Below are 25,075 nucleotides of genomic sequence, written 5' to 3'. Positions count from 1 at the left end.
CCTGGCAGTGCCACCGTGGTGACCGCCGCGGGAAGGCAGATGCCTCCCCTGATCCTGCCCCCCTCCAAGCTGTGGGAGGATCTGGCGCCTTCTTGCCGTATGGTACCCTAGTGGGCGCTCATTGCCCATGCCTTTGCCTGGGGAACCTGGTACATCGCCCGGGACCCCCATAGGGAGGGAACTAACGTGTCAAGGCTGGGCTTCACCGTAGTCCTCCCCCTCCTCGTGGTCCTGCAGGGCTGCTCCCCACAGGCAAAGGCCCCGGAACTCGAGGTGAAGATGGGCCAGTACTGGTGGGCGGAGAACCCGGATTCCTGGTACGAGGGGGACCAGTTCCCGAGTTCCCGGACGGAAATCGCCCTGGCGGTCAAGGCTCCCGGCGGCATCGACGACCTCCGGGTGGAATGGAGCCTCTCAGGGCCAGATTATTCCTGGGAGACCCGCCAGGAGGGAGACTGGACGGTTTTCACCCTGGTCCACATCGCTGCCCGGGAGGGAGACCCCGAGGCGTTCCTGCCTGTGGGTAGGCAGAGTGTGCGGCTGTATGCCCAGGGCCAGGTGGCAGAGTATCACTTCGATGTGGTCCCTTCGGCACACCAGCTTATGTACGAGGGTATCGAGGCCTACAGCGTCTCCAGGTACGGGGAGGCCATTGACCTGCTGGAACAGGCCCTGGAACTGGCAAGGGAGGAAAGCCGGCAGTACCTTGAGGCTGCCGGCCTTATGGATGATGAGATTGCCGTGAAGGAGGAGGAACGGCTGGCAGCAGACATATACTACTTCCTGGCCTATGCCTACAGGGATCACACCTGGGAGGACCCAGCTGAAGGCTTGACCAAGGCGGAGAACGCATGCCGGGAGGCGCTGAGGCTAGACCCCTACTTCCACCAGTACCACGCGCTCCTGGGAGATGTGTTGCGGCTCCAGGGCCGCTACTACGAGGCGCTCCGTGCATTCCAGGCAGCCATCGCCCTCTCGAAGGATGACCTTAGACTCCTGGATGACCCGGAACAAGACGCCAGCCTGCGGAGGGACCTCGCCTACCACTACTTCTGGATGGGGGTTACGCTCCAGGACTCAGGAAGGCTTGAGGAAGCCGGCCAGGCCCTGGCAGAGGCCGTGCGACTTTACCCCGGCCTCCAGGGCGCTATAGACCAGGTGCGCTAGGATGTATAAGTATTTGCTCTACTGTATACCAGCCCGCAGCCCCCTCGCGCCCCTTTGGGCAATCCTCCAGCATCGTGCGTTTTCTCTGGACAGGCGCCCGCCGCCCCATGTATACTGGAGGAAATTATGCACCTGTTGCCTGGAGGAGGCCCCGCCGTGATTTACAAGAAAGCAGCCATGGAAGACGTCCCGCAGTGCCATGACCTGATCCAGCACTACGCGTCCCAAGGCCTCATGCTCAGGCGGCCACTGATGATGCTGTATGAAGGGGTCAGGGACATGGTGGTTGCCGTTGACGGCACCAGGGTGGTGGGCACCGGGTGCCTGCACGTGCTCTGGCATGACCTGGCTGAGGTCCGGTCCCTGGCTGTGGAGCCTGCCATGTCCCGCCGGGGAATAGGACGGAACCTGGTGGAGTTCATGCTCAGGGAGGCCCAGGAGATAGGCATAGCCCGGGTATTCACCCTAACCTACCAGCAAGACTTTTTTGACAAGTGTGGATTTACCGTGGCCAGTAAGGAGCAAATGCCTCAGAAGGTTTGGAAAGAGTGCGTCTACTGCGACAAGTTCCACCGCTGCGACGAGACTGCCATGATAAGGCTGGTATTCCCCAATGGGAGAAACGCTTCTGAAATCCCCTTAGTGGAAAGGCCCAAGTGGAAGTGAGCCTCGACTGGATTGCCCGGGCCCTGGCCCTTGAGCCAGGGCCCTTTCCTTTCCACCTGCCCGGCGATTATGGGATTTCCGGTGAAGGCTCCCCTGACTGAAGTCAGGGGCTTTTAGGAGAAATCTCCAGGGCTTGCCTTCCCAAACCCAAAATGTTTAGCGCGGCATTGTGGTCACGATCTAAAACCATACCGCAACATGGACAATTGAAAACCCTCTCTGACAGTGGCATTTTCTGCCGGTGTCCACAACCGGAGCAGTCCTGGGAGGTATAGGCGGGGTTAACGGCCACAAATTGACGACCGGCACACGCTGCCTTGTACGCCAACTGTTGGAAGAACCCCGACCAAGCCGTGTCAGACAAGCTTTTAGCCAAACAGTGGTTGTGAAGCATGCGGTTGACATGTATATCCTCAACGGCAATCATGCCGAACCGGTTGACTATTTTACGTGAAAGTTGGTGAGCAAAATTTTGACGCTTCCATGCAATACGTTCGTGTACCCTAGCAACAACCTTCCGGCATTTCTTCCGTTCCGGCGTTCCTTTCTCAGCCTTCGACAATTTGCGCTGTGCTTTGGCCAGTTCTTTTTCCTCTTTGCGAAAGAACTTCGGAGCTTCTGTCTGTTCACCGGTCGAAAGCGTGGCAAAAGAATTAAGGCCAACGTCAACACCGACAGCATGATCGTTTTTCGGCAAAAAATCTTGCTCGTATTTAACGGAAAGCGTCACGTACCATTTGCCGGTGCCAGAGCGTTTGACGGTGCATATTTTCAGGTTGCCTTCGATCGGCCTGTGAAGAACAACCTTAATGCTGCCGATCTTGGAAAGCCGGAGCATATCACCGTCAAGGTTAAAGCCGCTTTGTGGGAAGGTGAAGCTATCATACCGGCCCTTGCCTCGAAAGCGGGGATAGCCAGGGTTTTCTCCAGCTTTAACTCTGCGGAAAAAGGCTTTGAAAGCAAGGTCGATGCGAACAGCAACATTCTGCAAGACTTGGGAGTGAACGCCGTTAAGAGAAGGACGCTGCCCCTTAAGTTCAGGAAGGCTTGTTGCCTGAGCGTGGTAATTGATGCTTCTTTGCTCTTGCTTGCATGCGTCCTTGCGTTGCTCAAGAAAATGGTTGTAGAGCCAGCGACATTCTTCAAGCCACTGGTTCATTTCTCGAATCTGCTTTAGGGTTGGGTAAATACGATACTTAAATGTCTTAAGCATGCCCATCACCCTGCTTAAATTGTAGCGTGTTGCACGAAAAGATACAAGCCGCCTTTCATCCCACCCTTAAAAAGAGTGGGTTTTCCCGGCGGGAGATCATAAAGTTAGGTCAGCATAGGTTACAATTGGGCCGGTTATGCAGGCTGAGAGTAGACGGTCAAAGAGTTCTGGTTGCCACCACCTTCGGTTGAACCGGTAAAGGTATTCATTCAGGTAGGATTGCAGGTGCTTCTTCATGGGCCCGTGATATGTGCCGGATATGAAGGCCTTGGCATTAGATACCACTGTATTGGCCCATTGAAGTGCCCTCTCAGCTTCAGAAGAGGACGAGGGTACGGCTTTGTGAGCGTAGCCCTGTCCTTTCAGCCGGGGGTAGACGTTCAACCCGTCAGTGGTCACAGCGCACCCGGGCAGTAGGTATCTGGCGAAATCAACGGCCGTCTCCTTGTTAATGCGGTCAACGACCAGTGCTTTGGCGTAGAGGGGCTTGCCATCCTCGGCGGTTGATACGGCAACGTACGCAGTGGCCTTTCCGGTTCCACGACCCTGCTTTCCGTTGGGTCCACCGGAAAATGCCTCATCCAACTGGATGAAGCCGGATAATTGATACTTGCCATCCCGATGGGACATTGCGGCCCTGATCTTGTGCAACATCAGGCAGCCAGTAGGGTAACTAACGTCAATATGGCCCATTAAGGCCAGAGCCGATATGCCTCTTTTGTCCTTGGCTGCGTATTCCCGCCAGGCCCAGGGCATCAAAGGAGCTGCGAGGGGCAAGACGGGAGGAACGCCCGAGGTGGCAGAGGGCCATGGCGGTCCCAGGAATATGGCCAAAAACCACTTTCGAAGCGGCGTACGGGTCTTATGAAAGATAGTGCCAGCAGTAAGAGAATCTTGATAATCACAACACCTGCATTGATACAGCCTTCGGCGCGATACCAGGTAGTATTCTTTGCAGCCACAGTGTGGACAAACGAAACCATCGGGCCACCGGGCGTTAAACAGATACTCATAACAGGCTTCTTCAGTAGAGAAGCGTTCCTGAAACTCTAAGAAACTCATGGGCTCCCCTCGGGCCATACTCTTGCCACCTCCCTGCGAACTGGTGTTCGCCTATATTATACTACAGGGCCCACCCGGAGGGAAGGCTTTCCTGAACATTGATAGCTATCTCATAAAATCTTAGATATCTGTGCAGGAACCGGAAGCACCGCGTCGAACAAGTTACTCATCAACGATGAGCACCTGGGGCTGGCGTGTAAGGCGGTTCCCCGGGGAACCCTGGTGACCCGGTTTTGGGTATCTCAGGCAGAATGATCTGGGGGGATGCATCTTGGCCAAGGTGCTGGTGGTGGGAGGCGGGTGGGCGGGTGTAGCAGCCAGCCTGGCAGCGGCCAAGGCTGGCGTTGATGTGGTCCTTCTGGAGAGAACCGACCAGCTGCTGGGAACCGGCCTCGTGGGGGGGATCATGCGGAACAACGGGCGCTACACGGCGGCTGAAGAAGCCACCGCCCTGGGCTTTGGCGACCTCTTCCAGTTGACGGACAGCGTCTCCCGGCATAGGGACATCGAGTTCCCTGGCCACCGCCACGCCAGCCTGTATGATGTGGCGCTGGCTGAACCAGCCGCAAGAATCCTCCTGGGGGCTCACCAGGTTGAGGTCTTGCTGGAGGCCAGGGTTGTGGACGCCCAGCTGGACGGTAAGGCCATTCGCTCGGTCGTTACGGCGGACGGGCGGGCCCTGGAGGCGGATGTGTTCGTGGAGGCCACTGGAACCGCGGGGCCCCAGGGCAACTGCCTCAAGTACGGGAACGGCTGCGTGATGTGCGTTCTCAGGTGCCCCACCTTCGGCCCTAGGGTGAGCCTGGCGGCCAAGGCAGGGGTCAAGGAGATGGTGGGCGGGACTGCCAAAGGCACCCTGGGCTCCATGAGCGGCTCGTGCAAGCTCTTGAAGGAGTCTCTTAGCAAGGGCATCCGGGAGACCCTGGATGCCCAGGGCGTTGTGATGGTGCCCATCCCCGAGGAAATGCAGAAGAAGGATGCGCTCCTAGTCAAGGCATGCCAGCAGTATGCCCTCCCGGAGTACGCGGAAAACCTCGTGCTGCTGGATACTGGCCACGCCAAGCTCATGGCCGCATACTTCCCCCTTGATAAGCTTCGCACCATCCCCGGGATGGAGAACGCCCGTTACGAGGACCCCTATGCCGGCGGCAAGGGAAACTCTATGCGCTACTTCGCCATCTCCCCCAGGGACGACTGCCTTAAGGTGGAAGGCCTCTCCAACCTCTTCTGCGCCGGCGAGAAGGCAGGCCCCCTAGTTGGCCACACCGAGGCCATCGTCACCGGAAGTCTCGCCGGTCATAACGCTGCCAGGCAGGCCCTGGGGCTCTTCCCTGTGGAACTCCCGGCAGACCTGGCCGTTGGCGACGCTATCAGATACGTGCGCCAGGAGATGGAGACGGGCGAAGGCCTCTTCCGGAAGTACACCTTCTCTGGATCCGTGTACTTCCAGCGCATGAAGTCCAGGGGGCTTTACACCACTTGTGCCCGGGAGATCCGGGAGAGGGTATCCAGGACAGGAATGGAGAGCGCCTTCGCCAAGGAACTGAGGCGTGCCAGGTGCCCGGCGGGTTCCTAGGACAAGGACTGGGCTCTGGACACCAAGGGGAGGGGTACCGCCTGCCAGGCGGTCACGCCCCACCGGGTTGAAGGCTGGCAAGGCTAGACCCATTCCTTGCAGGCCAGCTGCCCCTTGCCTAGGGCTGGCATCGCCATAGTGTAGTTGCCGGAGAGCACAGGAGACCCATGCCTCCGTGTTCCCGTGACTTTGGGTTTTGCTGCTAGAGGGCACATCACGCAAGCGAGGAGTGACCTGGATTGCTAGGAGGCGAGATCGTCGTCGAGATGCTCCGGTTATACAATGTAACGAAGGTCTTCGGTGTCCCCGGAGACACGAGCATGGCCCTGTACGATGCCATGCAACGCGCGCGCTGGCTGGAGCACGTGATGTGCCGGGATGAGCGTTCCGCAGGTTACATGGCAGACGCCTATGCCCGGGTCTCAGGGATGCCGGGGGTCTGCGAGGTACCAAGCGGGGGCGGGGTAACCTACGTGGCCTCGGCTGCGGCCGAGGCTGACGGCTCATCCATACCCCTTGTGATCCTGTCATCCGACGTGCCTGTCTCCAGCGACGAGCACTCCGCGTTAACCGCTCTGGATCAGGTCGCCCTCATGAGGCCCATCACCCGGTGGAGCCACAGGGTCACGCGGCCTGAAGCCCTCCCCTCAATGCTTAGAAAGGCCTTTCGCACGGCCACGGGGGGCCGGACCGGGGCCACACACCTGGCCTTCCCCGAGAATGTGCTCTCCGCCGAGGTTCGCCAGGATGTCTCTGGGGACCTGTACGGGGAGCCGGAGTGTCACCAGTATCCGGCCTTCAGGACAAGGCCCGATCCCCGGCAGGTGGAGAGGGCCATGGATGTTCTCATGAAGGCCGCCAGGCCAGTGGTGGTGGCAGGGGGCGGTGTGCTCCTCTCCCAGGCGTGGGAACAGCTGGAGACCCTGGCCGGACTCCTCTCAGCGCCGGTGGCCACCACTGTGAATGGCAAGGGGTCCTTTCCGGAGATCTCTCCCCTGGCACTTGGGGTCATGGGCACCAACGGGGCCGTGCAGGCAGCCAATGCCGCGGTATCCCAGGCAGACGTGCTGCTTTGCGTGGGGACACGGCTGAATGCCAGCATAACCATTGGCAAGGCACTCATAGACCCACTGGCCAAGGTTATCCAGGTAGATGTGGATCCCATCCAGCTCGGGAACAATGTCAGGGTGGAGGTGCCCATCTTAGGGGATGCCCGCCTGGCCCTGGAAGACCTGGCGGAGGCCGCCCGGGCGAGGATGAAGGCGTCAACTGGGGCCTCCCGTTGCTGGGCAGCCGCCCTGGACCGGGAACCGGCCTTCCTGCCCCTAGCCGTGCCCAAGGGAATCATGGACCCCCGCGAGGTCATAGGGGTGCTGGCCCAGACCCTTCCGGCTGAGACCATCCTTGTACTGGATGCCGGGACCCCCACACCCTACGTCATGGCTCACTATCGCCTGAAGTCCGCAGGCAGGAGAATTCTCGTCCCCAGGGCCCAGGGCTCCCTGGGCTATGCCCTGGGTGCGACACTGGGGGCCAAGATGGCAAGACCATCCTCTACTGTGGTAGGGCTCTTCGGCGACGGCAGCCTTGGGATGACCCTGGGTGAGATGGAGACCCTGAGCAGGCTGGGATTGCCGGTGATATGCGTGCACTTCAATAACGGGTGCTTCGGCTGGATCAAGGCACTACAGCGCCTCTACTACGGTGAGCGCTACTTCTCCGTGGACTTCTCAAGGGGTGTTGACTACGTGGCGGTGGCCCGGGACCATGGCCTGGACGCCATGAAGGCCCACGACAGGGAGAGCCTGAGAGGAGCGGTGAAGAGGGGCATGGAGAGCGGGCGACCCACCTTCATCGAGGTGTGCACGCCCTCCGCAGCAGAACAGACCCCCCCGGTGGCCCAGTGGCTAGCCGACGAGACCCTGCCACCAGGGCAAAGAAGGCGTAGCAGCTACTAGGAACCTGGCAAGGCGGCCGCAAAGACACGTTCTCTAGAGGGGTGCTCCCGGGCGCCCTATGGGTGTATCCCGTGGACGCCGGCGGCTCCTCCAGGCAGGCGGCATGGCTCAGCAGCACCCGGCGCCTCACCAGCGCCTCACCCCACCCGGAAGTGTAACCCCTCGCACACTCCGGGGGCTGTCCCCCTCGCTGTCATATTATGCCGCAGGTATCCAGGTGGTGAAACCGGACCCTCTGCCCGGGCCCAGGGAAGGATGGGGAGGAAGGATGTGCAAAGCCGCGGCCCTGCGGGCAAACGCCCTGTCCTCGGTATCTACCCGGGCAGGCCGCTTTCTTCTGAGTGGATGAGCCAGTAGGAGATAGCATCCACCAAGGCCTGCCAGCTAGCCTCGATGATGTTGCCGGACACCCCCATAGTATTCCAGGTGCGCTGTCCATCGGTGGACTCTATCATGACGCGCACCACCGACTCCGTACCATCGTGCCCGTCCAATACTCGCACCTTGTAGTCTGCCAGGCGCACCCTTCCGATGGAGGGGTAGAACTCTATCAAGGCCTTACGCAGGGCATTGTCCAGGGCATTCACGGGACCGTTGCCTTCGGCAGCGGCGTGCACCACCCTGCCTGCTACCATCAGCTTTATGGTGGCATCTGACATCATGCTGGTGCCAGGGCCGGGCAGAAAGGGCAGGGCCCCGCCTGGTGGGGCCATCTCCACAATGATCCTGAAACCCAGGTTCTCGAAGGAGGGGATTTCCTCCCCCAGGACCCTCCGCACCAGCAACTCGAAGGAGGCTTCAGCGGCCTCGTAGTGGAAGCCCTCGTGTTCCATGATCTTGATGCGGTCCAGTATTTCCGAGGCCACTCGGGCCCTGTCTTCGGGGGCAACCGCGATCCCCAGCTCGTCCAGGCGCATTAGGATGCTGCTCTTGCCCGCCAGCTCTGATACCGGGATCCTCCTGGTGTTTCCCACGGAGCCCGGTTCGATGTGCTCGTAGGTGGTGACATCCTTGGCCACGGCGTCTGCGTGGAGGCCACCCTTGTGGACAAAGGCATCCACCCCCACAAAGGGCTGGGAAAGGTCCAGCTTCTGGTTTGTGACCTCAGCCACGTAACGGGAGACCCGGGCCAGCTTCTGCAGGTCGCCGGGGTCCATGGATGGGTATCCCATCTTGAACACGAGATTGGGAATGATGGCACACAGGTCTGCGTTGCCACAGCGTTCCCCGTACCCGTTTATGGTGCCCTGGATCTGGATGGCACCGGACTTCACTGCCTCCAGGGAATTCGCCACGGCCAGGCCGCCATCATCGTGGCCGTGGAACCCCAGGGGCACGTCTAACCTTTCCCTGGCCGCCAGGACAGCTGCGGCTACCTCCCAGGGGAGGGACCCACCCGTAGTGTCGCACAGGATAAGCCTTGAGGCCCCCGCCTCCCGAGCCACCTCAAGGCAGGCCAAGGCATAGCCTGGATCCTCCTTGAACCCCGTGAAGTAGTGCTCAGCGTCGAAGAAGACCGCCTTGGAGTGAGACATGAGGAAGGCTATGCTGTCCCGGATGATGCGAAGGTTCTCGTCGAGGTTGGTGCGAAGCACCCTTGTGACCTGGAAGGCACTGGCCTTGCCCACCAGGGTAACCACCCCGGTGCCTGCCTCCAGCAGCATCCGAAGGTTTGCGTCCTCCTCCGGGGGGTTCCCGCCAGGCCGGCAGGTGCAGCCGAAGGCCACCAGGGTCGAGCGCTTCAAGGGCAGTCTGCCCGCAGCCTTGAAGTAGGCGGAGTCCTTGGGGTTTGACCCGGGCCACCCGCCCTCTATGTAGTGGACGCCCAAGCGGTCCAGTTCCAGGGTGAGGTTGATCTTGTCCTGCATGGTCAGGGATATCCCGGGTCCCTGGCAGCCGTCTCTGAGCGTTGTCTCATATATCTCGATCACTGGCTTTGCCTGACTGGGGATGGTCAAAGGCTCTCTCCTCCCTGCGGCAACCCTTGCTAGGTATGTTGACACGATGTTATCACCGGGGGGAAAAGCCTGTCAAGATGGCCAGAGGCCCCGGGGCAATAACGGAGGGAAACGAGGGGCAATAGCGTGGATTGGCGAGGCCTGCCCCGGCCAGGAAATGCCAGGGGGCTGAAGGGAAAGACAAGCGTCTAGCGAAGGTATCTTGTGGTAGCCCTTCCAGGGGCACCACCATATGCTAGACAGGGGGTGACAACATGGACAACAAGGGTGACTTCCTCGCGGGCATGATAGTGGGCGCGGTCATCGGTGCCGCTCTGGGCATCCTTTTTGCCCCAGCCTCGGGAAGTGAGACAAGGGCTCAGGTGGTGGAGAAGGGTGCGGAGATCCGGGACCTAGCCAAGGAGAAGGCCAAGGAGAAGTCAGATTCGGTCGTGAGCGCGACAAAGGATCTAATGGCGAAGCTCAGGGAGCGCCTCCCGAAAATCAGGGAGGTTCAGGATGTCCTGGACCAGGCCGCTGAAGAAATCTCCCAGGCCTAGGTCCACTATGACAGACAGGCTACTGGTGATAGCACTCTTGGTGTCCTCGCTCCTTAACACCGCGCTTCTTCTGGTGTTGTGTGTTGTGCTGCTCAGATTTCTATCCACCCTGTCGGGACTCCTCAAGGAGTGGGAGGGCGTCATAAAGCGAGGGGAGCGGGAGGTGCTGGCCACCATCTACTCGGTCCGGCGCAGCGTGAACCTGGTGTCCCTTGCCCTGGACAAGGGAACCCATCTCATGGAGAAGTACATGTTCGTGATGACGTGGAGGCAACTCTCCACAGGGCACAGGTGGTCCCGGCTCCTGGCAGCGATAGGATTGGGTTACGGGGCAATCAGGGCAATCCAGGGGCATGGCGCAAAACGACCCCCCGCTCCAGGGAACCAGGGTAAGGGGGGTTAGTCCAAAAAGCGGCAGGGCGCTTGCGGCGTGCCACTCAGGGGTCCCTTGCCGCCCACCCGCACAAAGCCCTCCATGACGCGCCAGGGGGCTCCGCGGGTGCACGCCTTCCGGGCTGGGGGGTTCCTGCCGTCTTAGCCCTGTTCCTATAATGCCCCTGCGAGGTAGTATCAGGGATGTCCAGTGGCTGCCTCCCTGACCCGCCAGGGCAACCATGATCCCCATCCCATGAGTAGCACCCTTCCGGTTAGGCCAGGGCCGTTGACCACGAGCGTCCTGTCCAAAGGGACAGCCTGAGGCTTCACCATGATGTGGCGGAATCCCAGGCCAGGAAGGGCAGGTGCAAGCACCTTCATTCCTCAGCACCGGGCCGGGCCCCCTCAGGGCCCAAGGGAAGCCAGAACCCGAAGACGGATCCCTTCCCCAGTTCTGACCTGCCGAAGACATCGCCCCCGTGGGCCCTGACCGCGTGCTTCACTACGGCCAAGCCTAGACCAGCCCCGGGTGTCTTCCGGGAGGGCTCCGCCTTGTAGAAACGCTGGAACACCCTGGGCAAGTGGTCAGCTGTCATCCCCGCACCCTGGTCCTCCACCTCGAGCAGGACCCTTCTAGCCTCCAGTCCCAGTCTCAGCCTCACCCGGGTCCCCTGCGGGGAGAACTTGATGGCGTTGTCCAGGAGATTGACCACTGCCCTTCTCAGCATCTCTGGATCCCCCCGGAGGGGCACCGGATGCCCCTGGCTCTCCAGGGCAATCCCCTTGGCCCTGGCTACGGGCTCCATCTCCTTCATGGCCTGGCAAACGAGACCCCACAGGTCCAGGTCATCCTGTCTCACCCTGTCCTGGCCTGCCTCGATCTCCGAGAGCACAAGCATCTCATTGATCATGTAGGACATCCGGTCTGACTCGCTCACGATCCTCCGGACGAACTCCCTGGCCTCCTCGGGTTCCTCCAGGGCACCCATTTCCAGGCACTCCGCCAGTGCCTTAACAGCCCCCACCGGAGTCTTGAGCTCGTGGGACAGGTTGGCCACCAGCTCCTGCCTCAGCCGGTTCAGCCTGGATACCTCCGTAATGTCCTGTACCGTAATGAGGAGTCCCTTGCCGCCCTGGTCTGGAACCCATGCCGCATGTGCCTGGAGCACCTGGTCCCTGGGAAACACGGTGGTGACTACGCCAGATGATTCCTCGTTCCTGGATAGCGAGGCACGAACGAATACCAGCACCTCTGGGGTCCTGCCCAATGCCTCTGGGCCGAAACCTTCAACCCGGGAGAGCCCAAGGAGCTGGCAGGCCCTGTCACTGGCCTGGACGATCCTTCCTGCCTGGTTAAACAGGATGACCCCGTCTGCCAGGTGATCCAGTATGGCCCGTTGCCGGTCTCCCTGGCGGGATAGAGCCTCTACGTTGGACCGTACGGACCGAGCCATGGTGTTCAAGGCCTTGGCTACACCCTCCAGCTCGTCATCAGTGTTAACCTCGGCGGTCACACCGTACTCCCCTGTAGCCAGCCTCCCGGCGACCCACGCCAGGTGTTTCAAGGGGGCAATGATCCTGTTGGCCACCAGGGGAGCCAGGGCAAAAACCCCTAGAACACAGGCTATGCCTCCGGCCAGCAGCGCCAAGCCAATGGCGTTAAGGCGAGACTGGACCTCCTTGAGACTGAGGGAAACCCGTACTACCCCTCCCGGTACCTTGACCGCCACGTACATCATGTCCAGTCCCGTGGTGGAGCTGGAGCGAGTATCGCTGCCAACCCCCTGGGCCAGCGCCTTTGCCACCTCAGGCCTGCCAGAGTGGTCTTTCATCGTGGCAGATGGCTGCAGCGACTCCCCTACCACCACCCCGCCCGCCTGGATCAGGGTGACACGGCATTCCAGGATCTGGGACATCCGGGTGGCCAGGGCGTCACCCTCTTCTCCGGGACCCTGGGGCAAAGGTCCCATGACCTCCGCAACTACCCGGGCGCGCCGGGTCAGGTCACGCTCAAGGTTGGCGGTGTCCAGTGCCTCCAGGTGCCTCAGGACCAGAAGGCCCGTGACGAGAAGGACGAGTACCATAACCAGGGTGAACCAGGTCAGCAACTTCCACCTTATGCCCTTCATGGAATCACCAGCCTGTAACCGACACCCCTGACGGTCTGTATTATGTCCGGAGACCCAGAGGCCTGGGCCAGCGCCTCCCGGAGCCAGTGGATGTGCACGTCCACCGTGCGTGTCTGTCCAAGGTACTCATATCCCCACACTCTATCGAGGATCTCATCCCGGGACAGCACCTTTCCCGGGTTCTCGGCCAGGAGAAGCAGGAGCTGGAACAGCCGTGGGGTGAGATCGAGGGAGACCTCATCCCACCGGGCGTTGTAGGAGCCGGGCATGAGCACTAGAGGGCCCACGCTCACCGCCTCCTCAGCCCCCGCTTGGCGCCGGAGCACCGCCCTTATGCGGGCCAGCAACACGCTGAGGTTGAAAGGCTTGGATACGTAGTCATCGGCGCCCGCCTCCAGCCCCACCACCATATCCATTTCACCGTCCCTGGCGGTGAGCATGATGATGGCGGCCCTCACACGGGCTTTGATTTGCCGGCAGACCTCAAGGCCCGACTTGCCTGGGAGCATCACATCCAGGAGCACCAGGTCAGGATGCTCACTCATGGCCATCTCCAGGGCCTTCTCACCGTCATAGGCCACGGAGACATCGTAGCCTTCCCTGGAGAGGACGTAGGAGAGGGATGCCACGAAACTCTCTTCATCGTCTACCAGCAATACCTTGAGATTCCTCCCCACCGGCGTACCCCCTCAGCCCTCCGGGGTCATGCCCTCAAACTCCTTTGCCTTCCTGCGCAACCCCGTAACATTGTAGATCACGGTCTCCGCTATGTTGGTGGCGTGATCCCCCACCCTTTCCAGGTGACGCGCCACGAAGAGGAGGGGCAGCGCCTTCCCGATTGTCTTGGGATCCTGCATCATGAAGACCAGGAGTTCCCGGAATATCTGCCAGTGCAGCGCATCCATCTCCTCATCCCGGGCACATACCCTCTTGGCCAGGTTCATGTCCTCGTCCTTCAGGGCGGTGATCCCGTCTTTGAGCATTTCCTGGGCTATGCCTGCCATCCTGGGGATGTCAATCAGGGGTTTCAGCAGTCCCTGTGAGGCAATCTCCGGAACAGCCCTCGCAATGTTGGTGGAGAGATCTCCCACCCGCTCCAGGTCTATGACATTCTTTATGGCGCTCACCATTCGCCTCAGGTCTGAGCCCACCGGTTGGTGGCGGGCAATAAGTAGCACTACCTCGGCCTCAATGCCTTCGGCGAGGCGGTCCACCCGCTGGTCCCTGTCCACTACGTCCTTGGCCAGTTCGAGGTCACCGGTCTTCAGTGCCTTGACAGCGTCAGACAACATGGCCTCGATGAGGCCCTCCTCCTCCAGGAGCAAGCCGTACAGGACGTTGAGACCTTCATTGAAGGCAGTTCTTTGCATGAGCCTCTCCTCCTTCTTAGGAGATCAACCAAAGCGCCCGGTAATATATTCATTGGTACGTGGATCCGAAGGGGATGTGAACATGACCCCGGTGTCATCCGCTTCAATCATGGTCCCCCCCAGGAGGAAGGCCGTGACATCGGATATCCTTGCGGCCTGCTGCAGGTTGTGGGTGGCTATGATCACAGTGACCTGTTTCTTCAGGCTGACCAGGAGATCCTCGATCCGGGCGGTGGCTTGGGGGTCAAGCGCGCTACAGGGCTCGTCAAGGAGAACGACCTCGGGGTTGACCGCCAGGCAGCGCGCAATGCAGAGTCTTTGTTGCTGGCCCCCGCTGAGTTCCATGGCGGACCGGTGCACCCTGTCCTTGACCTCATCCCAGAGGGCGGCCCTCTTCAGGCTCTCCTCCACGATCTCCGCCAGCACCCTGCGCCTTTTCTGCCCATGCACCCGGGGACCATAGGCCACGTTTTCGAAGATGCTCTTGGGAAAGGGGTTGGGCTTCTGGAACACCATCCCCACCCGGGTCCTCAGCGACACCAGGTCCTGGCCGCCATCGTATATCCTCTCTCCCCGGAGCGTTATGTCACCTTCCCGGCGGAAACCCAGGATCAGGTCGTTCATACGGTTCATCGACCTCAGGAGGGTGGACTTGCCCGAACCCGAGGGCCCAATCAGTGCGGTGATACGGTTTTCGGTAACATCCAGGTTTATGCCGTTCAGGACCTTTGCACGTCCAAACCAGAGGCTGAAGCCCGTTGCCTGGATTACGGTATTGCCTGGTGGTTTATCCATTTCTGGCCTCTCCCCTTCCAATCCCGCGGCGCACAACAAAGGCACTGGCGTTGAACAATACAGCCAGGAACAAGAGAGCGAGCACCGTGGCCCAAACCCGCTCCTTTGGCATCTGGGGGATCTGAGTGGCAGATACGTAAAGGTGATAGGGCAGGGCCATGAACCGGCTCATCGGCCCCTCCGGTAACCTGGGGAGCACGAAGGCCACCCCTGTAGCAAGGATAGGGGCGGTCTCCCCAACGGCCCTCCCCATGGCCAGGACGGTCCCGGTAAGGATACCCCTTTTGGCCTGGGGCAGCACTACCGTGTGGATGGTCTGCCACTTTCCCGCCCCCAGCGCCAGGGCGGCCTCGCGGTGGGTCTGGGGCACCGCCAGGAGGGCCTCCCGGGCGGCCGTGACCACCACCGGCAGGCTCAGAAGTGACAGGGTGAGACAGGCCGAGAGGAGCGAAGGACCGAACCTGAGGAGCAGCACAAAAAAGGCAAGGCCGAAAAGGCCATACACGATGGAGGGCACCCCGGCCAGGTTTACAAGGGCCAGGTTGATGAGGCCGACACCCGGGCCCTTCCGGGAGTACTCAGTGAGGTAGATGGCAGCCATGATCCCCAGCGGCAACGTGAAGACACACGTACCCACAAGGAGCCAGAGGCTCCCTAAGAGCGCGGGGAGTATTCCCCCTTCAATGGCACGGTTCTTCGGCATAGCCGTGAGGAACTCCCAGGACATCCCCGGAACCCCCCTGAGAACAACGTAGGCCAGGATGGCAATGACGGTGAACATGGCCAAGCAGAAGCATCCAGTCACCGTCAAGGCCCACACGGTCTCACGCCTGCCTGAACCGAACCAGTAAAGGTTATGCATGTTCCGTACCTCCCTCCCTCTTGAAGGAGCCCCAGGCAGCCACCGTGGACAGGGTCATGGTTATGAGAAAGAGCACCACACCGATGCCGAAGAGCGCCCGGTAGTGGTCTGATCCCACCACAGCGTTATTTACCTCCGCCGCCAGGGTGGCGGTCATGGTCCGCATGGGCTGGGCTATTCCCGAGGGCACCACGGTTCTCCCTCCTGCCACCATGAGCACGGCCATTGTCTCCCCCACAAGGCGGCCTGCCGCGAGGAGCACGGCAGAACGAAGGCCAGACCACGCCGCCGGCAATGCCACCCGTACCAGTGTCTGCCAGGGTGAGGCGCCCAGGGCTAGGGAGGCAGCCCAGTAATCCTCTGGGACACTCTCCAGTGCGTCCTGCCCTAGGCTCATGATGGTGGGAAGCACCATTACCGCCAGCACCAGCGAGGCGGTGAGCCCTGTGAGACCTGTGGCAAGGCCCAGCGCCTGTTGTACGAAGGGGGCCACAATGGTAAGACCGATGAAGCCCATGACCACCGAGGGTATCCCTGCCAGGATCTCAAGACAGGCCCTGGCCACCACCTTCACATGACCCCTGGCAATGTGCGCCAGGTAGATGGCACCTCCCAGGCCAACAGGGAAGGATAAGAGCAGGGCCGTCAGGGATATCCAGGCCGAACCCATTATGAAGGGGAGGATCCCAAAGGTGGGAGGCTCCGATACAGGGTACCACTTGGGCCCGGCGACAAAGCCCCAGGGGTTCATAACCCGTGCCAGGGGCCAGACCTCAAGGAGCATGAAGGCGAATACCAGCGCTACAAAGGCCACCACGGCAAAGCCCGAGGCGGCCGCCACGTTCATGGCTAGCCTCTCAGCGGCCCGTACCCTTGCCCGGGAACCGGGAAAGGCAGCCGGTATCCCGGCTGCTTTCCCCCCAGGGCGAGGCCAAGCGGGCGGAGAGGCGGGAGATTGCCCCCCCAATGTTATAGGCCCCCCTTCACTTGACGGGCACGAAGTCCAGGTCCAGGACGATCCCCTGTCCCTCCGGTCCCAGCATGAAGTCCACATACTCCTTGATCAAGCCAGAAGGCTGGCCGTTGGTATAAACCTGAAGCGGCCTGGCAAGGGTGTAGGTCCCGCTCTTGACCGTCTCGATGCTGGCCATGACCGGGTTGCCGCTGGCATCAGGTATGCCCAGCATCTTCACCTTGCTGGGGTCATAGTAACCCAAGCCGATGTAGCCGATGGCGTTGGGGCTCTGTTCCACCTCGGCCACTACGGCCGCGGTGGAGGGCAGCATCTGCACGGCGTCACCGTACTCGGCATCCTTGTGGCCCATCTGCACCACATGCTCCTTGAAGAACACGTGAGTGCCGGAGGCCGTATCGCGGGCCAGCGCCGCTATGGCGAGGTCAGGCCCGCCCAGCTCTTTCCAGTTGGTTATCTGCCCCCTGTAGATGGCGCCAAGATCCTCCATGGTTATGGAGTCCAGGGGATTTGAGAGGTTTACCACAACCGAGAGACCATCCCAGGCCACCACGGTCTCCACCATGTCAACTCCGTTAGCCCTACCCTCCTCGATTTCCGAGTCCTTGGCCTTTCTTGATGCCTGGGCTATGTCGGTGTTCTTCTGCATCAGGGCCTTGATGCCCGTGCCAGAGCCGCCGCCTTGAACAACTATACTCACTTCAGGATGCTTGTCCATAAAGGCCTCAGCGAAGGTGGCACCAAGGTTCACCATGGTATCGGAGCCCCTCACATCTATGGAGCCCTCAAGCGCCACGGGCTCCACCTTTGCGGGCTCCTCAGAGGGCTCTTGGGCGGGAGTCGGGCTGCCGCCACATCCTGCCACAACACTCACCAGCACCAGGACACAAGCCACACTCAGACCCCTTCTGGATATCATTGAACTACCCTCTCCCATCATAATGGATTGTGCTCTCACACCCATGCTACAACGGAGAGGGCAGGCTGTCATCAAGCCTGTGTTCAAGAAGGGTTAAAGTAAGGTTAAGAGTGCCGGTGAAAAATTGAATGCCTCTTCCCGAGCCTGGGAAGGGAAACGTCCACAAGGGGAGGCAGGGCAGCCAAACGGTCTCCCGGGGGCTTCCAGGGTCACGGGGATTTAGCGATTCTGCTGCGCGAGCACCTTTTCGACCTCGCAGGCCGGCATCGGCTTGTGGAAGTAGTAGCCCTGGATCTCGTCACACATCCGCTGGGTCAGGAACCTCACCTGGCACTCCGTCTCAACCCCCTCGGCGATCACGTTCAGCCCCAGGTTGCTCGCCAGGACAATGATGGCCTTGGTGATGGCCTCATCCCTGTCGCTCACTGAGATACCGTGGACGAAGGGCATGGCGATCTTGATACGGTTTATGGGCAGTTGCTTCAGGTAGTTCAGGGCCGAGTACTCGGTCCCGAAGTCATCGATGGCAATTGTGATGCCCAGTGCCCTGAGGGAGGTCAGGATCTCCACCATGTGTTCCGTCTCCTTCATGAGAACGCTCTCGGTGATTTCGATCTCCAGCTGGCGGGGGTCCATATCCGTCTCCTCCAGGATCCCCGCCACCTCCCCAACAATGCTAGGGCTCTGGAACTGGTACATCGAGAGGTTCACAGCCATGCGGATCCTGGCGACGCCACGCTCTCTCCACTTCACGCTCTGCCTGCAGGCCGTGCGTAGCACCCAATCTCCAATGGAAAGGATCAACCCCGTCTGCTCCGCAATGCGAATGAACCGGCCAGGGGAAACCATCCCCATCTCAGGGTGGTGCCATCTCAGAAGCGCCTCCACCCCGACGATCCTCCCCGTGCTGCAACTCACCTGTGGCTGGTAGTGAAGCACCAGTTCATTGCGCTCCAATGCACGGTACAGGCTGTTGGTGAGTTTCATCGTCTCCATTACTTCAGCCTTCATAAGCGAAGAGCAAAACACACACCGGTTCCTGCCCTTCTCCTTAGCCTTGTACATAGCAATGTCAGCGTTCTTGATGAGAGTGTCAGCGTCTTCGCCATCGATGGGGTAGATCGCCACCCCCAGGCCCGCGCTCATGTGGAAGTCCTGGTCCTCCAACTTGAAGGGTTTGTCGAAGCTGCGCAGGATCTTATCCGTTATCCTGGTGACAACAGCTGCATCCGTAAGGTTCTGCAGCAGGATGATGAACTCGTCTCCACCCAGCCGCGCGACAGTGTCACTCTGCCGCAAGGTGCTCTTCAAGCGTTTGGACACCTTTCTGAGCAGCTCATCCCCTTGCGCATGCCCCATGGTATCGTTGACTCTCTTGAAGGCATCCAGGTCCAGGGACATGACCGCAGCCGGTCTCTCAGCCCTTCGCGACTGCCTTATGGCTTGCTCAAGGCGATCCGTGAATAGCAGCCTGTTCGGAAGTTCCGTCAGGTGATCGTGATAGGCCAGGTGCTCGATCCTCTCCTGTATCCTCTTGCGCTCGATGATCTCGGCCCTTAAGAACTCGTTGACCTTGGCTAGCTCCTCGGTCCGCTCCTTCACCTTTCTCTCCAGCTCGTCATGGGAGCGCCTCAGCGCCTCTTCCGCCATCTTGCGGTCAATTATGTCCCTGAAGGTACACACGTACCCAAGGCTATCGCCCCATTCATCTCGCATGACCGAGATGGAGAAAAGGGTGGGAAGCCTCTCCTGCGTCTTGGCAATCATCGTTGTCTCCTCAAAGTGAACAGAACGGTCTTGACTACCAGCCGGGCCTGTCCCAAAGACTTGGCACTCTTTGGGAAAGAGCATCTTCACGGGCTGGCCCAGGAGCTCATCCTCATCATAGCCCAGGAGCGCCTGTGTGCTCGGGTTAGTCATCCTTATGGTATCGCTGGTATCCACGACAAGCAGGCCTTCCTGCATGGTTCGCAGGATGTCCTTGGATGCGTTCTCAGGGGTCAGCGGCATGAGCCGGTACTTCCTCATCGCCTGCCAGATGCCCAATGCCGGTACGAGTGCCACGATCACCGCTATGCCCGGGATGACCGCCGCCCCCAGGACAGGTAGGACGATGTCCGTAACGTAGCCTATCAGGAAAGCAGCCATGACCGTCGATGCGATCAGGGTCGCCTGCTTCTTGTGTCTGGCATGTGCGGACCTTCTCCCCCAGTACCATGTGAGGCCAAGACTGGTGATAACCACGGCCGGGCAATAGAGGTTGAACGCCCAGCCCCACCCGGTATTCACACCCAGGTTGTACCAGCCCCAAGCCGTCTTGACCAGGTTATGGTGTGCCGTGGCCATGCTGTCAGAGAGCGAGAACACGTAGACCCAGACGGCCGCAGGGAGGTAGACAAGGGGATAGGTCCACCCCTTGCGTACCAGCCAATGTGTCTCGGTGAGCACCAGGAAAAAATGCAGCATCACGCTATAGACTGTTGACCAGCCAACGGCGCCAACCCGCCGCCAGAACAAGGCCGCCTCCATGCTGGGGGCGTTGAGCGCAAAGGCAAAGGCAAAGGCCCATATGCCAAGGCAGGCGCAGAGGGCCAGGAACGTCATGCTCAAAACGGCCCTGCGGTCGAGCCAGAACACGCAGGCTCCCAGGTATAAATACACGACGCTGCTAAAGAAAAGGAGCAAGGACAGGGACAAAGACAGAGTGCTCATGCTGGTGCGCCTCACTCGAGATGGGCTCGTTGGCACCCTTAGCTGGCACAGTCTCCTATGGATCAACGAGCTTGAGCCTTGGGTTCAGGCAAAGGCCTGCGATCTTCCTTGCCTGGAGCGACCTGGCCAGACGGTACCCAATGTCTATATCGAAGGAATTGTGAATGCTGTTAAGTCCGGGTATTCTGGCCGGGCTTGCAGCCCATGGACAACGGGTGAAGCGCTGGTGCTAGAGGGGAAGAGAAGAGATAGGGCGGAAGGATAACGCGTGGACATGGGGGTTGGGTGGGAGACGGGATGATCCCCAAGGGGCGAGGGGCCTTGGCACGCCAAGGTCTTGAACATTCTAGCCTGTCAAGGCGGCCAAGTTGCAGGACTGTCGTAGGACGGCAGGGGAGGCGAAGGTGCGGCAAACGGAGAGACTGCCTTGATAAGCCTTGTTTTCACAGTGCAGGAGAGTGATTCCTGGTAACACGGGAGATGGCTCTAGGCAGGCTGGGGCTAGCGGGAACCGGCAGAACCCATAGTGGGCACCAGGCGGACGGGATCTGCAAGCACCAGCACCTCCTGTCCCCGGGGCTGCCCTACCAGGGCCACCTCCAGGGCCTCGTTGAGGCTGGGGGCCGGCTCCATGAACATGTCCCTGAGAGTGGGCGCCCCGATCCCTGAGGATACAGTTACCACGCGAGCCTTCAGGAGTGCCCTTGCCAGTATGAACGCAGTATTGGAGCCTTCAGTGAAACCCTCCAGGCGGAACCTTTCCACCACGTCCCTAGGCGACGAGGCATCCTTGAACCACTGGTAGAAGGCACCCCCTCCCACACCCTCCCTGCACTCGGCCACCAACACCAGATTACCCCCATCTTCCACAACCATCTGGGCTATGGAGAGCGCCTTTACCGACTGGTACAGGTCGATGTCCCTAGGGTAACCCCCTGGGCTTACAACAACCACGCCTGCGGCCCGTTCCACCCTGGCCGTGTAGAGGTCCTCGGCCAACCTCACTCCAGCTTCAAAAGCCTGGACAATGTGGCCTGCCACGACTGCCACAACACTGGAATCATCCACTGGTATCACGTTCAGCATGAAGTCCACGCCCACCTTCAAGGCCGCTTCCTGGGCCTCCTCGTGAAATGGATTGCCATGGATGATGCCGGGCGCCGGGTCAAACATCCTTATGGGAAGGGAGTGATGAATTACCAGGGTCTTCTCGCCGGCAACCCCTGGGAGGATGCTCTTCCGGCCCCCGCTGTAGCCGGCAGCCTGGTGGGGCAGGATGACCCCGGTGACTATCTTGTAGGAAGCCCTGGCCACCTTGGCGTTGATGTACAGCGGGACCCCCCTGGTGGTGGTTCCCAGGAACACCAGGTCCTTGGCTCGCCAGTCGTGGTTCTCTACCCGCAATGATCTGGCCAGGTCATCCCCCAGGATACTCAAGAGCTCACCGGGAGTCGCAGGCCGGTGACTCCCGGTAGCTACCACCACGGTCACATCATCCCGGCGAACCCCAGCGCTGTCCAGTTCCTCCAGTATCTCCTGGACCATCAGCCTGGTTGGCGTGGGCCTGGTGATATCGTTGATGATGATTACAACCTGCCCCCCGGCAGGAGCCGATTCACTGATGCGTTTAGCGCCTATGGGTTTAATGAGGGCCTCTCTTATGGCCTCGCGGGTGCCGGCCGCCCCAGGCGGCACCCTGGTCTCCAGAACCCTGGCCTTTACCCCTGGGGGCAGGGGTATGCTCAGGTGCCCACTGCCGTACGGTACGGATATGACCATGGACCGGTCCCCCTTAGAGTACTCTCCTGGGCAGAAGCCTTCGCTCTATCTTGCTCGAATCCTCCACCGGCCATAGCGTGCGGGCCCGGGTAGACTTATGAGGCAGGGGTTTCACAGGGACCGGGCGAATAGGGCCAGTAGTCTTGGGCCGAGGTGCCCTTGCCCTTGTGTCCCCGTATCCCTTGGAAGAAACCTTGCTGGACCGGGGAAGATATGCACGGAGGTGGAAACGTGCGCTGGCTTTCTTCGCCCCCCTTGCTCTACTGGTTCCTGGTGTGCGTGCTAGTGGCCTGGGCGGCGGGGTGCGCCAGGAGCGCCGCTCCGGACCCTTCACCTGGCCTGGAGGGACTGCCTGCTGGCATAGAGGAGCCGGGAGGACAAGAGAGCAATACCCCCGGCCCGGCACAGGCACAATACTGGGAGCCCTTCCTGTTCCAGCCTGGCCAGTACTTCAAGTACGAGATCAGCAGTGGACCCCGGGATGGCACCTGGACAACCGGTTGGTTCTCGGTAGACTTCGTGGATGCCCAGGACGGTCATATCACCGCCCGGTGGCAAGGGGAAATGGATGGGGGGTCTTTCTCTTCCACGCTGACGGCCCCTTCTGAAGACGTCATGGCTCACATGCTCTTTGGCCTGATGATGCAGCCCTCCGCGGCACCGGTGGTCTCCACCCTCCTGGCACCCTGGTGGGGGATTTTCTTCGTAGGCCATAGCTGGGAACTGGGAGCCGGGTGGTCCTTCCGTTCTGACCTGGGCTCATCCTCCTTCGAAATCGTTGAACTGCGGGAGTACGCCGGGGTCCAGGGCTACCTTGGCCGGTGGGTGGAGGACGGAAGCCTCAAGGCGGAGGTGTGCGTTGCCCCTGGTGTCCCCCTGGCCCTGTACGTGAGGATGGAGAAGGATGCGGAAATCCAGGAATCCCGGCTGGTGGAGTACAGGCCGTCCCCCTAGACTCCATTAAAGAGGTTCCCCCACAGGATCGCAGCGGGTGATCCAGCGGGCCTGTAACCCAGGGGATCACCTGTTCCCGCTCTCTTAGAGAGGCCAGGTTCCTGGAGCAAGACCTACAGGCAGATCATCTCCTTGGTGACCTTGTTCAGCGCGTTGCCCTTTCCCTCTTCTACCAGGACGATATCCTCTATCCTCATGCCAAACTTCCCTGGGAGGTAGATGCCCGGCTCAACGCTGAAGGCCATACCGTTCTCCAGCACCACGTCATTCCCTTCCTTGATATAGGGGGCCTCATGCACCGCCATCCCAATGCCGTGCCCGGTGCGGCTCAGGAAGTAACGTCCGTAACCTGCCTGGGATATCAGGTCCCTGGCGGTCCTGTCCACGGCACCGGCGGTTACCCCCTGCCTTACCAAGAGCTCAGCCTCGCTATTGGCCCTGAGCACAATGTCGTAGATCCTCTCCTGTTCCGGGCTGGGCTTTCCCACGAATACCGTCCGGGAGATGTCGGAACAATAACCCTTGTAGCGGCACCCGAAATCCAGGACTATGATGTCATTCTCCTGGATGACCCCCTTGTCATCGTTGTAGTGAGGCCGGGAGCTGTTGGGCCCGGAGGCAACGATGGGATTAAAGGCAAGTCCCCCCGCGCCCTTGTCCTCGAATAGCTCCTTTATCCTCCTGGCGATGTTCCCTTCGGTCATCCCAGGCCTTATGCACCCCACTATGTCCTCAAAGACACTATCCGCTATGCGGGCGGCCCCTTTGAGGCATTCCACTTCGTCCTGGTCCTTGATCTGCCGCACAGCCTCCATCACGCCGGTTCCATCCAGCAGTTCAGCACCAGTCTCCGCCTTGATGGCAATGGCGTCAACGGCCCTGATTACGTCGCTCACCCCGATGTTGCTCTTCTTGAGCCCGTAGATCTGGCCGGCCTCCCTCAAGGCCTTCAGAAACCCCTCGGCATCATCCCACACAAGGATGGTTTCACCCTCCCCCATGGCCTCTCGGGTTTCCTCGTAGTAGAGCTTTGGGCAGATGAAGAAGTGCCTCCCGTCACTGAGTATGGCGAGGGCCTTGAACCGCGCGCAGGCCATGGAACTCAAGCCGGTCAGGTACTCCAGATCAGTGCCTGTACCTATGAGGAGCAGGTCCATGCCCCTCTCCTTCATGCCCGCGGTGACCTGGCCGATCTTCCTGGAAAGCCTCATCTTGAACATCTCCTCCGGGATTCGTTTCTCTGGAGCCCACTTCAGTCCAGCACTCTTCTGGACGGCCTTCGCACCTGTGTGGCTTTGCACCATATTCTTCACCTTCAACGACCCCACGCACACCACTAGCTCCGCCTTGTGACAACCGGCTATCCGTTGCGCATTGTCTCGCATGTTAAGAGGCCCTTACGCCTCAATGCATGCCAAACCTTGTAGGGTTAGTGTTGACACGCTAACAGAAAACCAGGGAACCACCAGCACCACGAGGAAGTTTTAGTACTTGGTCCCGCCCTCATTGAGATTGGTCAGTAATGTCCAGGCCCGCATGCGCCTTGAATCTCTCCTCCAGCCTAGCCAGGTCTACCTTGCCTCTGCTGTCTCCTTCCATCCAAGCCCTGGCACACTCCACTCCGCCCTCAATGAATTTATCATGGACACCTGCACCGGCTATGTGGAGGTGCTTCCGCCTCATGCCCTTGTTGGCTCTGACCGCCTTGATCTCATCCACAAGGTAGCCTGTGCCAGCCTTCTTGTCCCCAGGTATCTCGATGCCCGGGACAGGCGTTATGGGCGCAGGCGCCTGTACGCTGCCGCCGGTTTTGTGAGAGGCACATTTAACAGGTATCTCGTGCTGAAGAACCGATGTCCTTACCATGCTTCTTGACCACTATAGGCACGCCTTCCAGGATGAACTGCTGGGTACCGTAGAGCCGTTCCAAAAAGCATAGCATTTTATCAACTGCTAAGACGCCGGGCGAACAGCGCTCCCGACAATTTGCGCCGGGGGATCGCACCCCGGTGCCGGAGCCAGACCATCTCGCGGCGGGCCGTGTGCCTCTGGCAGCGGTGCCGCCGAG

At 60.3% G+C, this 25,075-nt stretch carries 21 protein-coding genes; 7 read left to right on the top strand and 14 right to left on the bottom strand.

What is annotated here, in order from left to right; translation table 11 throughout:
• Nucleotides 1–186: 186 nt before the first annotated feature.
• Both AB1576_10305 and AB1576_10300 read left to right on the top strand, forming a co-directional pair.
• Nucleotides 187–1,167 (top strand): tetratricopeptide repeat protein, encoded by a 981-nt coding sequence (locus tag AB1576_10305; protein MEW6082147.1) that lies wholly within the window; start codon nt 187–189, stop codon nt 1,165–1,167.
• Nucleotides 1,168–1,323: 156 nt separating this feature from the next.
• Nucleotides 1,324–1,833, top strand: coding sequence for an N-acetyltransferase (locus AB1576_10300; GenBank protein ID MEW6082146.1), 510 nt, complete (start codon nt 1,324–1,326; stop codon nt 1,831–1,833).
• A 103-nt stretch (nt 1,834–1,936) separates the two neighbouring features.
• Here AB1576_10300 and AB1576_10295 read toward each other — a convergent pair whose 3' ends face one another.
• On the bottom strand, nt 1,937–3,046 hold the full coding sequence (locus AB1576_10295; protein ID MEW6082145.1) for an RNA-guided endonuclease TnpB family protein: 1,110 nt from the start codon (nt 3,044–3,046) through the stop codon (nt 1,937–1,939).
• A 96-nt stretch (nt 3,047–3,142) separates the two neighbouring features.
• Nucleotides 3,143–4,126 (bottom strand): IS1595 family transposase, encoded by a 984-nt coding sequence (locus AB1576_10290; protein ID MEW6082144.1) that lies wholly within the window; start codon nt 4,124–4,126, stop codon nt 3,143–3,145.
• Between the two features lie 253 nt (nt 4,127–4,379).
• Between AB1576_10290 and AB1576_10285 the strand changes: the two genes are divergently transcribed.
• A complete protein-coding gene (locus tag AB1576_10285; protein MEW6082143.1) occupies nt 4,380–5,684 on the top strand; it encodes an FAD-dependent oxidoreductase in 1,305 nt (434 codons plus the stop codon).
• Between the two features lie 239 nt (nt 5,685–5,923).
• Nucleotides 5,924–7,642: a thiamine pyrophosphate-binding protein gene (locus AB1576_10280; protein ID MEW6082142.1), complete on the top strand. Its 1,719-nt coding sequence runs from the start codon at nt 5,924–5,926 to the stop codon at nt 7,640–7,642.
• 314 nt (nt 7,643–7,956) lie between these two features.
• Here AB1576_10280 and cimA read toward each other — a convergent pair whose 3' ends face one another.
• A complete protein-coding gene (cimA, locus tag AB1576_10275) occupies nt 7,957–9,600 on the bottom strand; it encodes a citramalate synthase (protein ID MEW6082141.1) in 1,644 nt (547 codons plus the stop codon).
• Between the two features lie 254 nt (nt 9,601–9,854).
• On the opposite strand from cimA, the gene AB1576_10270 reads away from it, so the two are divergent.
• Both AB1576_10270 and AB1576_10265 read left to right on the top strand, forming a co-directional pair.
• A complete protein-coding gene (locus AB1576_10270) occupies nt 9,855–10,139 on the top strand; it encodes a YtxH domain-containing protein (GenBank protein ID MEW6082140.1) in 285 nt (94 codons plus the stop codon).
• The gene (locus AB1576_10265) at nt 10,099–10,542 is read left to right on the top strand and encodes a hypothetical protein (protein ID MEW6082139.1); all 444 of its coding nucleotides are present in this window, start codon (nt 10,099–10,101) and stop codon (nt 10,540–10,542) included. The genes AB1576_10270 and AB1576_10265 overlap by 41 nt, the downstream gene beginning before the upstream one ends.
• 349 nt (nt 10,543–10,891) lie before the next feature.
• Here AB1576_10265 and AB1576_10260 read toward each other — a convergent pair whose 3' ends face one another.
• The 9 genes from AB1576_10260 to larA form a co-directional block, all read right to left on the bottom strand.
• Entirely contained in the window at nt 10,892–12,643 is a 1,752-nt protein-coding gene (locus AB1576_10260; GenBank protein MEW6082138.1) for an ATP-binding protein, read from the bottom strand.
• On the bottom strand, nt 12,640–13,320 hold the full coding sequence (locus AB1576_10255) for a response regulator transcription factor (GenBank protein ID MEW6082137.1): 681 nt from the start codon (nt 13,318–13,320) through the stop codon (nt 12,640–12,642). The genes AB1576_10260 and AB1576_10255 overlap by 4 nt, the downstream gene beginning before the upstream one ends.
• A 12-nt stretch (nt 13,321–13,332) precedes the next feature.
• Nucleotides 13,333–14,013 carry a phosphate signaling complex protein PhoU gene (gene phoU, locus AB1576_10250; protein ID MEW6082136.1) on the bottom strand — a complete coding sequence of 227 codons (681 nt, stop codon included), beginning with the start codon at nt 14,011–14,013 and terminating at the stop codon, nt 13,333–13,335.
• A gap of 24 nt (nt 14,014–14,037) precedes the next feature.
• The gene (gene pstB, locus AB1576_10245; protein MEW6082135.1) at nt 14,038–14,808 is read right to left on the bottom strand and encodes a phosphate ABC transporter ATP-binding protein PstB; all 771 of its coding nucleotides are present in this window, start codon (nt 14,806–14,808) and stop codon (nt 14,038–14,040) included.
• Nucleotides 14,801–15,670: a phosphate ABC transporter permease PstA gene (gene pstA, locus AB1576_10240; protein ID MEW6082134.1), complete on the bottom strand. Its 870-nt coding sequence runs from the start codon at nt 15,668–15,670 to the stop codon at nt 14,801–14,803. Before pstA ends, pstB begins: the two co-directional genes overlap by 8 nt.
• A complete protein-coding gene (gene pstC, locus AB1576_10235) occupies nt 15,663–16,517 on the bottom strand; it encodes a phosphate ABC transporter permease subunit PstC (protein MEW6082133.1) in 855 nt (284 codons plus the stop codon). The genes pstA and pstC overlap by 8 nt, the downstream gene beginning before the upstream one ends.
• 136 nt (nt 16,518–16,653) lie before the next feature.
• Nucleotides 16,654–17,562, bottom strand: coding sequence for a phosphate ABC transporter substrate-binding protein (locus AB1576_10230; GenBank protein ID MEW6082132.1), 909 nt, complete (start codon nt 17,560–17,562; stop codon nt 16,654–16,656).
• Between the two features lie 219 nt (nt 17,563–17,781).
• Nucleotides 17,782–20,274 carry an EAL domain-containing protein gene (locus AB1576_10225; protein MEW6082131.1) on the bottom strand — a complete coding sequence of 831 codons (2,493 nt, stop codon included), beginning with the start codon at nt 20,272–20,274 and terminating at the stop codon, nt 17,782–17,784.
• Nucleotides 20,275–20,775: 501 nt separating this feature from the next.
• Nucleotides 20,776–22,053, bottom strand: coding sequence for a nickel-dependent lactate racemase (gene larA, locus AB1576_10220; GenBank protein ID MEW6082130.1), 1,278 nt, complete (start codon nt 22,051–22,053; stop codon nt 20,776–20,778).
• Nucleotides 22,054–22,284: 231 nt separating this feature from the next.
• Between larA and AB1576_10215 the strand changes: the two genes are divergently transcribed.
• Nucleotides 22,285–23,007 (top strand): hypothetical protein, encoded by a 723-nt coding sequence (locus AB1576_10215; protein MEW6082129.1) that lies wholly within the window; start codon nt 22,285–22,287, stop codon nt 23,005–23,007.
• A 113-nt stretch (nt 23,008–23,120) separates the two neighbouring features.
• Here AB1576_10215 and AB1576_10210 read toward each other — a convergent pair whose 3' ends face one another.
• Nucleotides 23,121–24,311: a Xaa-Pro peptidase family protein gene (locus tag AB1576_10210; protein ID MEW6082128.1), complete on the bottom strand. Its 1,191-nt coding sequence runs from the start codon at nt 24,309–24,311 to the stop codon at nt 23,121–23,123.
• A 199-nt stretch (nt 24,312–24,510) separates the two neighbouring features.
• On the bottom strand, nt 24,511–24,873 hold the full coding sequence (locus AB1576_10205; protein ID MEW6082127.1) for a hypothetical protein: 363 nt from the start codon (nt 24,871–24,873) through the stop codon (nt 24,511–24,513).
• Nucleotides 24,874–25,075: the final 202 nt, after the last annotated feature.

Source organism: Bacillota bacterium, from assembly GCA_040754315.1.
In the GTDB taxonomy this organism is placed as follows: Bacteria; Bacillota; Sulfobacillia; order DUSP01; family JBFMCS01; genus JBFMCS01.
Note: the sequence above shows the minus strand (reverse complement) of the source record. Positions and strands in the feature narration are given on the sequence as shown.

Excerpts from the sequence above, each read along its gene's own strand:
- AB1576_10225 (MEW6082131.1), bottom strand. The coding sequence starts at position 20,274 with ATGAGCACTCTGTCTTTGTCCCTGTCCTTGCTCCTTTTCTTTAGCAGC.
- AB1576_10270 (MEW6082140.1), top strand. The coding sequence starts at position 9,855 with ATGGACAACAAGGGTGACTTCCTCGCGGGCATGATAGTGGGCGCGGTC.
- larA (MEW6082130.1), bottom strand. The coding sequence starts at position 22,053 with ATGGTCATATCCGTACCGTACGGCAGTGGGCACCTGAGCATACCCCTG.
- AB1576_10295 (MEW6082145.1), bottom strand. The coding sequence starts at position 3,046 with ATGCTTAAGACATTTAAGTATCGTATTTACCCAACCCTAAAGCAGATT.
- AB1576_10210 (MEW6082128.1), bottom strand. The coding sequence starts at position 24,311 with ATGGTGCAAAGCCACACAGGTGCGAAGGCCGTCCAGAAGAGTGCTGGA.
- phoU (MEW6082136.1), bottom strand. The coding sequence starts at position 14,013 with ATGCAAAGAACTGCCTTCAATGAAGGTCTCAACGTCCTGTACGGCTTG.
- AB1576_10205 (MEW6082127.1), bottom strand. The coding sequence starts at position 24,873 with ATGGTAAGGACATCGGTTCTTCAGCACGAGATACCTGTTAAATGTGCC.
- AB1576_10260 (MEW6082138.1), bottom strand. The coding sequence starts at position 12,643 with ATGAAGGGCATAAGGTGGAAGTTGCTGACCTGGTTCACCCTGGTTATG.
- AB1576_10230 (MEW6082132.1), bottom strand. The coding sequence starts at position 17,562 with ATGATATCCAGAAGGGGTCTGAGTGTGGCTTGTGTCCTGGTGCTGGTG.
- AB1576_10290 (MEW6082144.1), bottom strand. The coding sequence starts at position 4,126 with ATGGCCCGAGGGGAGCCCATGAGTTTCTTAGAGTTTCAGGAACGCTTC.
- pstB (MEW6082135.1), bottom strand. The coding sequence starts at position 14,808 with ATGGATAAACCACCAGGCAATACCGTAATCCAGGCAACGGGCTTCAGC.
- AB1576_10265 (MEW6082139.1), top strand. The coding sequence starts at position 10,099 with ATGTCCTGGACCAGGCCGCTGAAGAAATCTCCCAGGCCTAGGTCCACT.
- pstC (MEW6082133.1), bottom strand. The coding sequence starts at position 16,517 with ATGAACGTGGCGGCCGCCTCGGGCTTTGCCGTGGTGGCCTTTGTAGCG.
- pstA (MEW6082134.1), bottom strand. The coding sequence starts at position 15,670 with ATGCATAACCTTTACTGGTTCGGTTCAGGCAGGCGTGAGACCGTGTGG.